Genomic DNA, 12,580 nt, shown 5'->3' with positions numbered 1-12,580 from the left:
CTGATGACGCTGCTTGAGAACCCCCGTGCGCTCTTGGACCGGACCAGCGAGGACCGACAGCGGCTCCTGCACTCGTCACTGTTCAAGCGGCTGTACCTGGTTGCCGAGGAGGGCGATCGGGATCCGGTGATCGTCGGGGATGAGGTCCGCTCGCCGGTGAGTCCGCTGTTTCCCACGCGGCGGGTCTTCAGCACGAGATGGGAGTGCGACGGGGCCGGGAAAGAAAAGAACCCCGGGCCGGTTTTCCCGGCCGGGGGTTCGGATTCCTCTAGTGTGGCTCCCCAACTTGGACTCGAACCAAGAACCTGCCGATTAACAGTCGGCTGCTCTGCCAATTGAGCTATTGGGGAAGGGGTTCTGCCGTGGTGGCGAACCGGATACGAGAGTACAGGAGGGAAGGGGGCGGGTGCCACGGGGGTGGGTGTGGTGTGGGTCCTCGGGTGGGTGGAATCGGGGGTGCGTTTCGTGCTTGGGCGGGCGGGGCACCCCGGGATGCGGCAGAATGGCCGCTGTGTGCGGGGGACGCACGGATGACGAGGAGCGTCCGGCCCGAGGGCCGGCCGGGGAGGCAATTATGCGGAAGTGGTATCTCGTGGCCGGGTTCGCGGTCGGGTACATCCTGGGGGCGAAGGCGGGCCGCGAGCGGTACGACCAGATCGTCGACTACACGCGCCGGGTGACCGGCAATGACAAGGTCCAGCAGGTCGCCTCGTCGGTGCGCAACCAGGCGGGGAAGGCCGTGAACGCGGCGCAGGACAAGATCAAGGACACGAAGTTCGGCGAGATCATCGAGAACTTCACCACCAGCGCCGACGAGCCCCCGAAGGCCGAGCCCTGGGACTCCGCCGGGGTTACCACCCCTGCGCGGAGTGAACGGGCCCTTCGCGAGGACTCTCCGGGTTTTTGAGTGAGGGCAAGCAGAGAATGAAGGGCGGGATCCTGAGATCCCGCCCTTCTCTCTTATCCCTCAATCAGCAAGGCTTCGAGGGGGAGGTCCGCCACGTTCCTTCCGGCCTTCACCTTCCAGGTGCCCGGGACGGTCTCCCATGCGTGGGTCTGCTCGTTCCAGAACTGCCGCGAGCGTGCTTCCAGGGGAATCGTCACTTCGATTTCTTCGCCGGGACCCGCTTCTACCGCCTGGAAGCCTGCCAGGCGGGTTCGCTCGATGCCGCCTTCCACCTCGGCGGATTCGTCCGGGGACAGGTAGACCTGGACCACCTCTCGGCCCGTCACCGCCCCCTTGTTCCTCACCTTGACCTTGACGGTGCTGCCCGCCGCTTCGATCGACTCGTACGCCCAGTCGGTGTAGGACAGGCCGTGGCCGAACCAGAACGCCGGCTCGACCGTCCCCCTGCGCTGCCAGGCCCGGTAGCCGATGAAGACGCCCTCTTCGTAGTGGAGCTTGCCCTCGTCGTCCGGGACGACCTGCGTCACGGGGGCGTCGGCGAGGGTCTTCGGCCAAGTGGTCGTGAGGCGGCCGCCCGGTTCGGCGCCGAGGAGGACCTCGGCGAGGGCGTTGCCGCCCTCCTGGCCGGGGAACCAGGTGAGGAGGATGCCGGCGACGTCGGCGGCCCAGGGCATCTCGACGGGGGAGCCGGTGTTGACGACGACGACCGTGTTCGGGTTGGCGGCGGCGACGGCGGCGACGAGTTCGTCCTGGCGGCCGGGGAGGCGCAAGTCGGCGCGGTCGAAGCCCTCGGATTCGGTGAGGGCGGTGGTGGAGACGACGACCACGGCGATCTCGGCGCCGCGGGCGGCGGCGACGGCCTCGTCGATGAGGGTCTGCTCGTCGGGCCGCGGCTCGGTGTGCATGAGCCCGAACAGGACCGAGGGCGGGAACCCGGGCGGGAAGTCGAACGGCGTGAACTCGTGGCGCAGCTCGACCTCCTGGCCTTCGTCGAGGTGGATGCGGAGGCGCTCGACGCCGGGGCCGAAGAACGCCTCGAACGGGTCGTCGCTGACGAACTCCTGGTCCTGGTCGAACACGGTCTCGCCGTCGATGACGAGCTTGTGGTGCCCGAAGCCGCGGGTGCCGAAGACGTGCTCGCCGGTCTTGGTGGCGACGTAGCGGCCCTCGACGAGCGCGTGGTCGAACTCGTCGGCGGTGAGGCCGCCGGGGACGTACCCCATCCACTTGACGTCGCCGTTGGCGAGCGGCTCGGCGGGCAGCTGCGTCCCGTCCTTCGCGACGGGCCGCGCGGTGAGCGTGAAGCCGCGGTTCGCGGCCTCGATCTGCTCGAACAGGTCGACGCCCTGAGCGTAGACGACCCGGTCGCCGAGCTTGGCGCGCAGGCCGTCGAGCGGGGAGACCACGTGCGGCGGGAACACCGTCGCGGAGCCGCCGCCGAGGACGCGGGCCTCGGCCGCGGCGGGGCCGATGAGCGCGAGGCTGTGGACGACGTCGGCGTGGAGCGGCAGGATGCGCGTCTCGTCGCCCGCGGGGACGTCGTTCTTGGCGAGGACGAAGGAGCGCCGGGCGATCTCGCGGAGCAGCGCGTCCGGGTCCTCGATCGCCTCCAGACGCCCGGTGACCGCGGCCTCGACGCCGTCGAGTGCGCCGACGCGGGCGGCGAGCTTGAGGATGCGGCGGACGTTCGCGTCCACGGCCGCCTCGGTGGTCCGGCCCTCGCGGACCGCATCGACCAGCGCCTTCCCGAACACGGTGAGCGGCCCGGGCATCGCGAGGTCGAGCCCTGCTTCGACGCCCTCGACGGTGTGCCGCGCGGCGCCCCAGTCGGAGACGTTGAAGCCGTCGAACCCGAACTCCTCGCGGAGGACGTCCATGAGCTCCTTGTGCGCGGTCATGGTGGTGCCGTTGACGGTGTTGTACGCGGTCATGACGCCCCACGGGTTGACCGCGGCGGCGACCATCTCGAACGGCCGCAGGTACAGCTCGCGCAGGGCCCGCTCGCCGATGACGTTGTCGACGGTGAACCGGTCGGTCTCGGCGTCGTTGGCGACGTAGTGCTTCATGGTGGTGCCGACACCGCGCTCCTGCACACCGGCGACGTACGCCTCGGCGATGCGCCCGGTCAGGTACGGGTCCTCGCTGAACGCCTCGAAGTGGCGCCCGCCCAGCGGCGAGCGGTGCAGGTTGATCGTCGGCGCCAGGAGCACGTCGACGTCCTTGCGGCGGGCCTCGGCGGCGAGGAGGTTTCCGGTGCGGCGCACCAGCTCCGGGTCCCAGGACGCGGCCTGCGCGGTGGGGCTGGGCAGCGCCAGGGACGGGTCGGCGGCGGTCCAGAAGCGGCCGCGCACGCCGATGGGGCCGTCGGAGACGGTCATCGACCGCAGGCCCGCGTCGGGGGCGGCGAGGGTCCGCCACATGTCGATGCCGGCCAGCAGGTCGGCCTTGGTCTCCAGGTCCAGTTTCGCGAGCGCCGCCTCGACGGCCTCCTCGTAGTCGGGCCGGTCGGCGGGGACGGTCCAGTCGCTCATGGCGTGCCTTTCTTCGGTCTGCGCTGCGGTGCGCCGCCCCGAGTCTGCCACCGCTACCGAGCGACCGGTAGTGCCTGTGGCCGAATCGTGATTATCTATGCTGGAGTGCCATCGAGACCGAGCCCAGATCGAGGCCAGCCATGCCGAACCCGCCGCGACCGCACGGCGTCCGCCACGGTGCCCGCGGGCAGGCCCGCCGCGAGGAGATCGTGCGCGCCGCCATGGAGGTCATCGCCGAGCGCGGCTACCGCGGGGCCAGCCTCGCCGCCGTCGCCGAGAAGGTGGGCCTGACCCAGCAGGGCCTCCTCCACTACTTCCCATCCAAAGAGGACTTGCTGATCGCGGTGCTCACCATGCGCGACGAATGGGACCGCGGCGACCGCGTCTCCTCCGACGGCAACCCGATGACCGTGGCCCAGACCGTCGGCGTGGTCGAGGCCAACGCGCACCGGTCGGCGATCATCCGCACGTTCTCCGCCCTGCTCGGCGAGTCCGTCACCGAGGACCACCCGGCCGAGCCCTACTTCCGCGAGCGCTACCGCCGCGTGCGCGGCGAGATGGCCGCCACGCTGCGCGCCCAGTGGGGTGACCGGCTCCCCTCCGGGCTCACCCCAGAGGAGGTGGCGCCGCTGGTCGTGGCGATCATGGACGGTCTCCAGTTCCAGTGGCTCCACGATCCCGAAGGCGTCGACATGCCCGCATCCTTCCGCGCGTTCCTGCGCCTCATCGACCCCGAGGCCCTCGCGTGACGCTGCCCGCGCTCGACGCGCTCGCCTGCCCCAACTGCGGCCAGGCCCTCGACCAGGCCGACCGGCGCCTGTCCTGCCCCTCCGGCCACTCCTTCGACCTCGCCAAGCAGGGCTACGCGCCGCTGCTCGCCCCCGGCTCCAACGCCACCACCGGCGACACCGCCGACCAGGTCGCCGCCCGCGAGGAGTTCCTCTCCGCGGGCTTCTACGACCCGCTCCTGACAGCCGTCGCCGAAGCCTCGCTCACCGACGCCCCCGGCGTGGTCATCGAGCCGGGCTGCGGCACCGGCCACTACCTCGCCGCCGCGCTCGCGGCCGCCCCCGGACGCGAAGGCATCGGCCTCGACACCTCCAAGTACGCGCTGCGGCGCTGCGCCAAACGGCAACTGCCCCAAGCGGAAACGGACGAACCGCGGCGAGCCGCCGGAACTCAGGCGCGACTCGCCGCGGTGCTCGCCGACGCGTGGAATCGACTTCCGGTACGCGACGGCGCCGCCGCCGCGGTGCTGAACGTCTTCGCCCCCCGCAACGCCGACGAGCTCGCACGCGTCCTCCACCCAAGAGGCGCTCTAGTGGTCCTGACCCCCCGGCTGGACCACCTCCGCGAACTCGTCGACGCCTTGGACTTGCTGAGCGTCGACCCCGCCAAACCGCAGCGGACCGCCGACCAGCTCGGCTCGGTGTTCGAGGCCGAGCGGACCGACGAGATCTCCTATTCGATTGGCCTCGGACACGAGGACGTGCGCCGGCTCGTCGGGATGGGCCCCAGCGCCCGCCACCACGGCCCCGCCGAGCTCGACGCGGCCGTCGCCGCGCTCCCCGAGCGGATCGACGTCACCGTCGCGGCGACCGTCGCCCGCTGGCGCCGCAAGGGCTGAGAGCGGCCTGCGAGCCGACCCCTCCCGGTGCCGCGGACGAGGTCGGCCCCCGATGCCCTCCCCGTTGCACGGCAAACGCTTCGCACGGAAGTCTTGTCCTCGTTTGCCATGACCGATACGGTACGAGGCATCACCCCTGAAGCACCTGGAGATGAGTTCAGTGTTCGATGAGAAGCGGGCGGCCCGGCACGGCCTCGCCTTCACGGCGGCGAGCGTCCTCGCGCTCGCCGGATGCTCGGCCGGCAACGCTGCGGCCGACGAGAGCGACCGCGAGATTCCCGACCAGGACGCGCAAATGAACGCCGGGATCGAAGTCCTTGAGACCTACGACCACGACCCCGGTTCCTTCACCCAGGGCCTCGAACTCGCCGAGCACCCCGAATACGGGACCGTGCTCTACGAGTCCGCGGGCCTATACGGCGAGTCCGACATCCGCATCACCGACCCCGCCACCGGCGAAGTGCTCGTCTCCCAGGACCTCCCCGCCGAGGACTTCGCCGAGGGCCTCACCCTCACCGACGACGCGATCTGGCAGATCACCTGGCAGGAGCACCACGCCTACAAACGCGACCCCGTCACCCTCGACGTCATCGAAACGGTCGAGTACGAAGGCGAAGGCTGGGGCATCTGCTACGACGGCGAGCGGCTCGTCATGAGCGACGGCTCCGACACCCTCACCTTCCGCGACCCAGTCACCTTCGAGGAGACCGGCACCCTCGCGGTCGCGGATGATGGCGGGACCCCCGTCTTCTCCATCAACGAGCTCGAATGCAGCAACGGCACCGTGTGGGCGAACATCTGGCAGACCGACCAGATCATCGGGATCGACCCCGAGTCGGGAAACCTCCAGGCCGAGGTCGACGCGTCAGGTCTGCTGTCCCCAGAGGAGTCCGCCGGAGCCGATGTCCTCAACGGCATCGCGAAAGCCGAGGGCGACGGCGAGTTCTACCTGACCGGGAAGCACTGGCCGAAGATGTTCCTCGTCCGATTCGTCTCGTAGCCACTGTGCGCAGTCGGTGACCGTGCGGCGATTGCGCCGCTGGTCGCGGTGGGCCATGATGGCCTCATGGCCATCACCCCCCTTGACCGATTGCTGGAGTACAAGATGCACCTCTTGGCCGACTCCCGGCAGCCCCGCGTCTTCGCCGCCTGGTGGCAGGACCTCACCACCGCCGCGTTCTCCGCGTGGTTCATCGGCGGGCTGATCCTCGACGTCAACGCCCACGCCCGCGGCTGGGCCGAGTCCTTCTTCACCTGGTGGCACCTGGCGTTCTACACCGGCTTCTTCGCCACCGCCGCATGGATCGCCTGGATGTTCGTGCGCGCCCACCGCGCCGACGGGCGCACCGGCATGGCCGCCGTCCCCCACGGCTACGGCCCCGCGATCATCGGCGTCCCGCTGTTCCTGGTCTCCGGAATCGCCGACATGATCTGGCACCAGCTGCTCGGCGTCGAAGCCGACCTCGACATCTTCTTCAGCCCCTCCCACCTCGGCCTCGCCGCCGCCGGGTGCCTCATCGCCCTGGCGCCGTGGCTGTCCGCGTGGCGGCGAGAGGTCCTCTCGGTCGAGCCCGAGCCGATCCCGATCGAAGCGCGCCTCGCCGCGCCCGCGCTGTCCCTCGGCTTCGCCATCGCGACGCTCGTGCTGTTCCTCAACTACCTGGTCCCGTTCACCGACACGCCGTTCGCCACGGGCGTCGCCCTCGAAGGCCGCTTCGGTTACGACTCGGGCCCCGTGGCGGGCATGGTGTTCACGACGGTGCTCGTACTCGCGCTGGCGGTCTTCACGACCGGCCGGTTCCGGCTGCCGCTCGGGTTCTTCACCGTGGCGTTCGCGTACCCGTGCATCATGGCCGGGGCCTTCACCGGCTTCGACAACGGCGCCTACGTGTGGGTGCTGCTCCTGTCGGGCGCGTGGCTCGACTTCCTCATCTGGCTCATCCGGCCCGAGCTGCGGCGCCGCCGCGACCTCATGGTCCTCGCGGGCGGCTGGGCGGTCCCGGTGTGGGCGGCGTTCATGATCGCGACCGGCGCGCACGCCGGGAACTGGCCGGTCGCCGAGATCGGCATCGGCGCGCCCGTGGTCGCCGCCGCAGTCGGGTGCCTGTTCATGCTGGTGGTCCAGCCCGAGCATCGCGACGCGGTCCGCCCGAGCCCGGCTGAGCCGTCGCCGTTCGACGACGTGATCGCCCGCGCGAAGGCCATGACCGCCAACCGCGGCACCGAGCAGCAGTAGGGGGTCGGCCGCCGCCCGCGGGCGGCGGCCGACCTCGACTACTTCAGGGCCGCAAGGCTTTCGGCCATGAGCGCGTCGGAGATGAGGGCCGTGCTCGTGCCTTTCGTGCGGCACGCGTACGCGCCCGAGATCCGGCCCGCGTCGAGGGCCTCGGCGAGCCCGTAGCCCTTGCCGCGCGCCCACAGCAGGCCCGACACGAACGCGTCGCCCGCGCCGTTGGAGTCCACCGGCGCCCACTCGGCCCACTCCGGCGAGACCGCGCCGAGCTCGGCCACGGGGTCGATGGCCCGGTACCGCTCCAGGGACCCGCCGCGTTCGAGGACGTAGCCGCCGTGCTCGCCGTCGGTCGCGATGACGACCGTCGCACGGCCGTTGTCGATGATCCAGCGCATGGCCTTCTCCGGGTCGCCGCCGAGGCGGGCCGCGGAGAGGGTCACCAGGTCGGCGCGGCGCGCGAAGTCCTTCTGGTGCTCGGCCTCGCCGTCCCAGCCGTGCAGGTCGGTGGAGACGGTGACGCCCTCGGGGATGGCCGCCAGCACGTCGCGGGTGTGGTTGGGGATCGACACGTGGACGTGCTTCGCCTCGGCCACATGGGGTCCGAAGAAGGACTCGGGCATCCGCAGGTCGGGGTCGTGGCGGTAGTCGTAGAAGGAGTAGCGGCGGCCCCCGGCGTCGACGAGGTTCACCGAGCGGGAGGTCCCGTTGGGGGAGATGAGGTAGCGGAAGTCCAGCCCGTGCGCGTCGTAGTGGCGGCGGATGAGCGCGCCCTGCTCGTCGTCGCCGATGTAGTCGATGAACCGGGTCGCGAGCCCGAGGTGGAGGCACCCGAGCGCGACGCCGTTCCCGGTGTGCGCCACGTAGTCGAGGATCGGCTCCACGTGCGTGGAGTCGCCGTCGCCGATCGCGATCTCCGGGACGCGCACGATGGTGTCGACGCCGACGCCGCCGACGACCAGGATGTCCAGCATGTGATTGCTTCCTTTGAAAGAATTTGCAGGATTGTGTGGAATCTGTTGCGAGGGCAACCCTATGGGAACGACTGTGCCAGGGTCAACACCGATTCTCACGCAAGGGGGACGCATCATGGTCAAGCTGGCCGTCATCTACTACTCGCAGACCGGGAACGTCTACGAGATGGCGAAGACCGCCGCGAGAGAGGGCCGGGACGCCGGCGCCGAGGTGCGCCTGCGGAAGGTGCGCGAGCTGGCCCCGCCCGAGGCGGTCGCGTCGAACGAGGCGTGGGCCGAGCACGCCGAGGCCACCGCCGACGTCGAGGAGGCGACGCTCGACGACCTCGACTGGGCCGACGCGGTTCTGTGGGGCACGCCGACGCGGTACGGGCTGCCGACGGCGCAGATCAAGCAGTTCATCGACATCACGGGCCCGCTGTGGCAGGAGGGGAAGCTCGCCGACAAGGTGATGTCGACGTTCACGTCGACGCAGACGAGCCACGGCGGCCAGGAGTCGACGATCCTCGCGATGAACAACACGTTCTACCACTGGGGCGCGATCATCGTCTCGCCCGGCTACACCGACCCGCTCCAGTTCGACGTGGAGATCGGGAACCCATACGGCGCCAGCCACATCGGGCTCAAGGGCCCGGTGTCGGAGAAGGACCGCGCCGCGGTGGCGATCCAGACCAAGCGCGTGGTGTCGATCGCGCGGCGCCTGCACGGCTGAAGGCGCGGCGAAGGGCCCCGAGGCGATCCCTCGGGGCCCTTCGCCGTCGCTCAGCGGGGCCGGACGACGCCGCGGCGGATCGCGTAGGCGAGGGTCGCCGCGCCCAGGGCCGGGCCCCAGACGTAGAACGGGAACGACCAGATCAGCTCCAGCGCGTCCTGGCGGATCGCCAAGGCCGCGAAGGGGAGCGCCATGAACGTGAACATCGCGGCCATGACCGAGGCGGGCACGATCGCGACCATCGGCGGCACGGGCCGGCCTTTGAGGCCGGGCATCCAGAACGGCCAGCGGACGCCCCACCGGTAGGTCATGCCGAGGCACAGCACGCCGCCGCCGAGGGCCGCGAGGCCCAGGCACAGGCCCCAGACGCGGGTGGCCGGGTCGATCATGGAGCTGTCGAGCGGGCCGCCGATCCAGGCCCACGGCGTCAGCCACGACATGCGCACGAGCCCGTAGGGGAGCGAGCAGGCGAACGCGATCCACGCCGCGGTGCGGCCCCAGCGGGCGGCGCGCTCGGGGGCGAGCCACTCGGGCGCGGGCTGCCCGTCGCGTCTGCTGAGGAGCAGCGTGAGCGCCAGGGCGGCCCAGATGCCGCCGCCGACGGTCATCCACACCTGGACGAGCATGTAGGCGGCGATGTCGGCGAAGCGGCCGCCGAGCATCGACAGGAAGTCGCCGACGGCGGGGAAGTCGATCACCCCGGTGAGGCCCAGGGCCGTGAAGAGACCGACGACGGCGAGGCCTGCGATCGTCTTCGCGACGGGCCCGCGCGCGATGAGCACCGGGCTCGCGGCGATCAGCAGCGGGATGAACAGCGCGCACAGGTACCCGGCGAGGGACATCGGCGCGGTGGTGCTCATGACGACGCCGAAGACGACGGCGAACAGGGCCGGGAGGGCCCAGCGCGTCGAGCGGGCGGCGAGGAGGCCGAGGACCCCGGCGGCGATGAGCGCGGCGGGTCCGGCCCAGTCGGGGACGGCCTCGGGGAGGCGGACGGTGGGGTCGTACAGCTCGTGCGAGAACGGCCCGGTCGCGGGGTCGAGGAGCTGCCAGAGCCCGATGGGGATCACGGTGAGGGACCACAGGAACGCAGCGAGGGCGGCGCGTCCGGTGCGGTGCTTTTCCAAGCGCTGGGTGGCGGGTTGCGTTGTCATGCCTCCAGCCTCGCGGCGGGCGCGCCCCGGCCCCTCCCGCGCGCGGGCGAACCGCCTCCCCCTCGCGGGGGAACCGTCCCGAGGCCGCCCCGAAACGCGGGCTTTCCTTCCCCGCAAAGCGATTGCAATACCGGATCGGCAAGGTCACGGAGCCATCACGAACTGGAACGGGTTCGGGCACGGCGTGTGGCATCCACTCCCCGCCTGCCATAGGGTGTAACTCGGATCACGTCAACCTCCATGTCCACCTGCGGATCCATCTCGAACACTCAATAGGAGAAACCATGGCTCGCTTTCCCCGAGCACTGCTCGCTGTAGCCACCGCCGGCATCACAGCGTTCTCGCTGGCCGCCTGCGGCGAGGACGAGGACCCGTCGGCGTCCGGAGGTGAATGCACCGAGAGCGACGACGCACTGAAGATCGGCACGATCCTGCCGCAGACCGGTTCCCTCGCCTTCCTCGGCCCGCCCGAATTCGCGGGCGTCCACCTGGCCCAGCAGGAGATCAACGAGTACGGCGGCGTCCTCGGCAGCTGCGTCGACGTGCTCGACCAGGACTCGGGCGACACCTCGACCGACATCGCCAGCCAGTCCGCCGACGCCCTCATCGCGCAGGGCGTGCACGCGGTCATCGGCGCGGCCTCCTCGGGCGTCTCCTTCCAGTTCATCGACAAGCTGTACGAAGAGGGCATCGTCCAGGTGTCCCCGGCGAACACGTCCCCGGACTTCACCACGTACCCGCGCGGCGACTACTACTTCCGCACCGCGCCCTCGGACGTCCTCCAGGGCCGCGTCCTCGCCGACACGATCATCCAGGACGGCCACGAGAAGATCGCGATCCTCGCCCTCCAGGACGCCTACGGCACCGGCCTGGCCGACTCCGTCGAGCAGAACTTCACCGAGTTCGGCGGCGAGGTCGTCCTCAAGACGATCTACGACCCGACCGCGACCGAGTTCTCCGCCGAGGTCAGCGCCGTCGCCGACTCCGGCGCCGACGCGATCGTCCTGGTCACCTTCAACGAGATCGTCAACCTCGGCCCGGCCCTCGCCGAAGGCGGCCTGAGCGCCCAGGACATCCCCTGGTACCTCGTCGACGGCAACCTCGCCGACTACAGCGAGACCTTCCCGGCCGGCTTCATGGAGGGCGCCAAGGGCACCTTCCCGGGCGCCGACCCGGCCGAGATCCGCGACCGCCTCCTCGAAGTGGACCCGGAGCTGACCGACTTCACGTACGGCCCCGAGTCCTACGACGCCACCTCGCTGGTCGCCCTCGCGGCCATCGCCGGCGACAGCATCGACTCCGAGACCATCAAGGACAACCTGATCGACGTCTCCAGCGGCGGCACCAAGTGCACCGGCTTCACCGAGTGCGCCGAGCTGCTCGCCGAGGACAACACCGCCGACATCGACTACGAGGGCTACTCCGGCCCGATCGAGTTCTCGCCCGAGGGCGACGTCAACGCGGCGACGATCGGCGTCTACCAGTACCTGCCCGACAACACCTACGAGAACCTCACCTACACCTTCGGCGAGCTGAGCTAACCGAAGCGGCGCAAGCCAAAAGAAGCCCCCCGGGACCACAGGACCCGGGGGGCTTCGCCTTGCTCTCCGCTAGCTGGCCCGGCCGAGCGTGCCGAGGTACAGCTCCACGACCTTCGGGTCGTCGATCAGGCCGTCACCGGGACCGGTGTAGGCGCTGCGGCCCTGGTCCAGCACGTAGCCGCGGTCGCAGATCTGGAGGCACCGCCGCGCGTTCTGCTCGACCATGACCACCGTGACGCCGGTCTGGTTGATCTGCTTCGTGTTGAAGAAGACCTCGTCCTGCATCGCGGGGGACAGGCCCGCCGACGGCTCGTCGAGCAGCAGCACCGACGGCTCCATCATGAGCGCCCGGCCCATCGCCACCATCTGCCGCTCGCCGCCCGAGAGCGACCCGGCCCGCTGCGTGCGCCGGTCCCCGAGCACCGGGAACAGGTCCGTCACGAACTCGAACCGCTCCTTGAACGCCTTGGGCCGCAGGAACACCCCCATTTCGAGGTTCTCCTCGACCGTGAGCGCCGCGAACACGTTGTTCGTCTGCGGCACGAACCCCACCCCCAGCGGCACCAGCTGGTGCGCCTTGCGGTTGGTGATGTCCTGCCCGCGCAGCACGACCTTCCCTGACGTGATGCCCACCAGGCCGAACATGGCCTTCAGCAGCGTCGACTTCCCGGCCCCGTTCGGGCCGATGATGCCGACCAGCTCGCCCTCGTTCGCGTACAGGTCGGTCCCGTTCAGGATCGACACGCCCGGGAGGTACCCCGCGACGACCTCGTCGGCGCGCAGCAGCGCGTCCTGCGAGGCCGCCAGGTGCCCTTCGCGGCTGCACACCTCGGTGGACGACTCGGCGGCCTCGTCGATGGGGGCGCCCGTCGGGCCGATCCCCTCGGTCTCGTTGTCGCTCATC

At 70.4% G+C, this 12,580-nt stretch carries 11 protein-coding genes and 1 tRNA gene; 7 read left to right on the top strand and 5 right to left on the bottom strand.

Features of this window, described 5'->3' with window-relative positions; translation table 11 throughout:
- Positions 1 to 274 precede the first annotated feature (274 nt).
- Positions 275 to 350, bottom strand: a tRNA-Asn gene (locus tag WA640_RS02345).
- 224 nt (positions 351 to 574) lie between these two features.
- Here WA640_RS02345 and WA640_RS02340 point away from each other — a divergent pair.
- Positions 575 to 907, top strand: a complete 333-nt coding sequence (locus WA640_RS02340; protein WP_335985899.1) for a YtxH domain-containing protein — start codon at positions 575 to 577, stop codon at positions 905 to 907.
- Between the two features lie 53 nt (positions 908 to 960).
- Here the strand turns inward: WA640_RS02340 and WA640_RS02335 are convergent, their stop codons facing one another.
- Positions 961 to 3,438 carry a glycoside hydrolase family 3 protein gene (locus WA640_RS02335; protein ID WP_335985898.1) on the bottom strand — a complete coding sequence of 826 codons (2,478 nt, stop codon included), beginning with the start codon at positions 3,436 to 3,438 and terminating at the stop codon, positions 961 to 963.
- 140 nt (positions 3,439 to 3,578) lie between these two features.
- Between WA640_RS02335 and WA640_RS02330 the strand changes: the two genes are divergently transcribed.
- The 4 genes from WA640_RS02330 to WA640_RS02315 all read left to right on the top strand — a co-directional run bounded on the left by WA640_RS02330 (position 3,579) and on the right by WA640_RS02315 (position 7,301).
- On the top strand, positions 3,579 to 4,187 hold the full coding sequence (locus WA640_RS02330; protein WP_106362022.1) for a TetR/AcrR family transcriptional regulator: 609 nt from the start codon (positions 3,579 to 3,581) through the stop codon (positions 4,185 to 4,187).
- Positions 4,184 to 5,065, top strand: coding sequence for a putative RNA methyltransferase (locus WA640_RS02325; protein ID WP_335985896.1), 882 nt, complete (start codon positions 4,184 to 4,186; stop codon positions 5,063 to 5,065). The genes WA640_RS02330 and WA640_RS02325 overlap by 4 nt, the downstream gene beginning before the upstream one ends.
- A 151-nt stretch (positions 5,066 to 5,216) precedes the next feature.
- Positions 5,217 to 6,065, top strand: a complete 849-nt coding sequence (locus WA640_RS02320) for a glutaminyl-peptide cyclotransferase (RefSeq protein WP_335985895.1) — start codon at positions 5,217 to 5,219, stop codon at positions 6,063 to 6,065.
- A gap of 66 nt (positions 6,066 to 6,131) precedes the next feature.
- Complete coding sequence (locus WA640_RS02315) at positions 6,132 to 7,301, top strand: hypothetical protein (RefSeq protein ID WP_335985894.1); 1,170 nt, start codon at positions 6,132 to 6,134, stop codon at positions 7,299 to 7,301.
- Positions 7,302 to 7,339: 38 nt separating this feature from the next.
- Here the strand turns inward: WA640_RS02315 and WA640_RS02310 are convergent, their stop codons facing one another.
- Positions 7,340 to 8,269: a carbohydrate kinase family protein gene (locus WA640_RS02310; RefSeq protein ID WP_335985893.1), complete on the bottom strand. Its 930-nt coding sequence runs from the start codon at positions 8,267 to 8,269 to the stop codon at positions 7,340 to 7,342.
- 115 nt (positions 8,270 to 8,384) lie between these two features.
- Between WA640_RS02310 and wrbA the strand changes: the two genes are divergently transcribed.
- Positions 8,385 to 8,981, top strand: a complete 597-nt coding sequence (wrbA, locus tag WA640_RS02305) for an NAD(P)H:quinone oxidoreductase (RefSeq protein WP_335985891.1) — start codon at positions 8,385 to 8,387, stop codon at positions 8,979 to 8,981.
- Between the two features lie 50 nt (positions 8,982 to 9,031).
- Here wrbA and WA640_RS02300 read toward each other — a convergent pair whose 3' ends face one another.
- Entirely contained in the window at positions 9,032 to 10,135 is a 1,104-nt protein-coding gene (locus WA640_RS02300) for a hypothetical protein (protein WP_335985889.1), read from the bottom strand.
- 284 nt (positions 10,136 to 10,419) lie between these two features.
- On the opposite strand from WA640_RS02300, the gene WA640_RS02295 reads away from it, so the two are divergent.
- Complete coding sequence (locus WA640_RS02295) at positions 10,420 to 11,676, top strand: ABC transporter substrate-binding protein (protein ID WP_335985887.1); 1,257 nt, start codon at positions 10,420 to 10,422, stop codon at positions 11,674 to 11,676.
- A 69-nt stretch (positions 11,677 to 11,745) separates the two neighbouring features.
- On the opposite strand, the gene WA640_RS02290 is transcribed toward WA640_RS02295, so the two are convergent.
- A complete protein-coding gene (locus tag WA640_RS02290) occupies positions 11,746 to 12,579 on the bottom strand; it encodes an ABC transporter ATP-binding protein (RefSeq protein ID WP_335985885.1) in 834 nt (277 codons plus the stop codon).
- Position 12,580 lies beyond the last annotated feature (1 nt).

This window comes from Glycomyces sp. MUSA5-2 (genome assembly GCF_037034145.1).
In the GTDB taxonomy this organism is placed as follows: domain Bacteria; phylum Actinomycetota; class Actinomycetes; order Mycobacteriales; family Micromonosporaceae; genus Glycomyces; species Glycomyces artemisiae.
The sequence above is the reverse complement of the archived record's forward strand: the minus strand, read 5'-3'. Positions and strand labels throughout refer to the sequence as shown.

Coding starts and splice junctions, on each gene's coding strand:
- WA640_RS02330 (WP_106362022.1), top strand. CDS start 3,579: ATGCCGAACCCGCCGCGACCGCACGGCGTCCGCCACGGTGCCCGCGGG.
- WA640_RS02300 (WP_335985889.1), bottom strand. CDS start 10,135: ATGACAACGCAACCCGCCACCCAGCGCTTGGAAAAGCACCGCACCGGA.
- WA640_RS02290 (WP_335985885.1), bottom strand. CDS start 12,579: ATGAGCGACAACGAGACCGAGGGGATCGGCCCGACGGGCGCCCCCATC.
- WA640_RS02315 (WP_335985894.1), top strand. CDS start 6,132: ATGGCCATCACCCCCCTTGACCGATTGCTGGAGTACAAGATGCACCTC.
- WA640_RS02295 (WP_335985887.1), top strand. CDS start 10,420: ATGGCTCGCTTTCCCCGAGCACTGCTCGCTGTAGCCACCGCCGGCATC.
- wrbA (WP_335985891.1), top strand. CDS start 8,385: ATGGTCAAGCTGGCCGTCATCTACTACTCGCAGACCGGGAACGTCTAC.
- WA640_RS02335 (WP_335985898.1), bottom strand. CDS start 3,438: ATGAGCGACTGGACCGTCCCCGCCGACCGGCCCGACTACGAGGAGGCC.
- WA640_RS02340 (WP_335985899.1), top strand. CDS start 575: ATGCGGAAGTGGTATCTCGTGGCCGGGTTCGCGGTCGGGTACATCCTG.
- WA640_RS02320 (WP_335985895.1), top strand. CDS start 5,217: ATGAGTTCAGTGTTCGATGAGAAGCGGGCGGCCCGGCACGGCCTCGCC.
- WA640_RS02310 (WP_335985893.1), bottom strand. CDS start 8,269: ATGCTGGACATCCTGGTCGTCGGCGGCGTCGGCGTCGACACCATCGTG.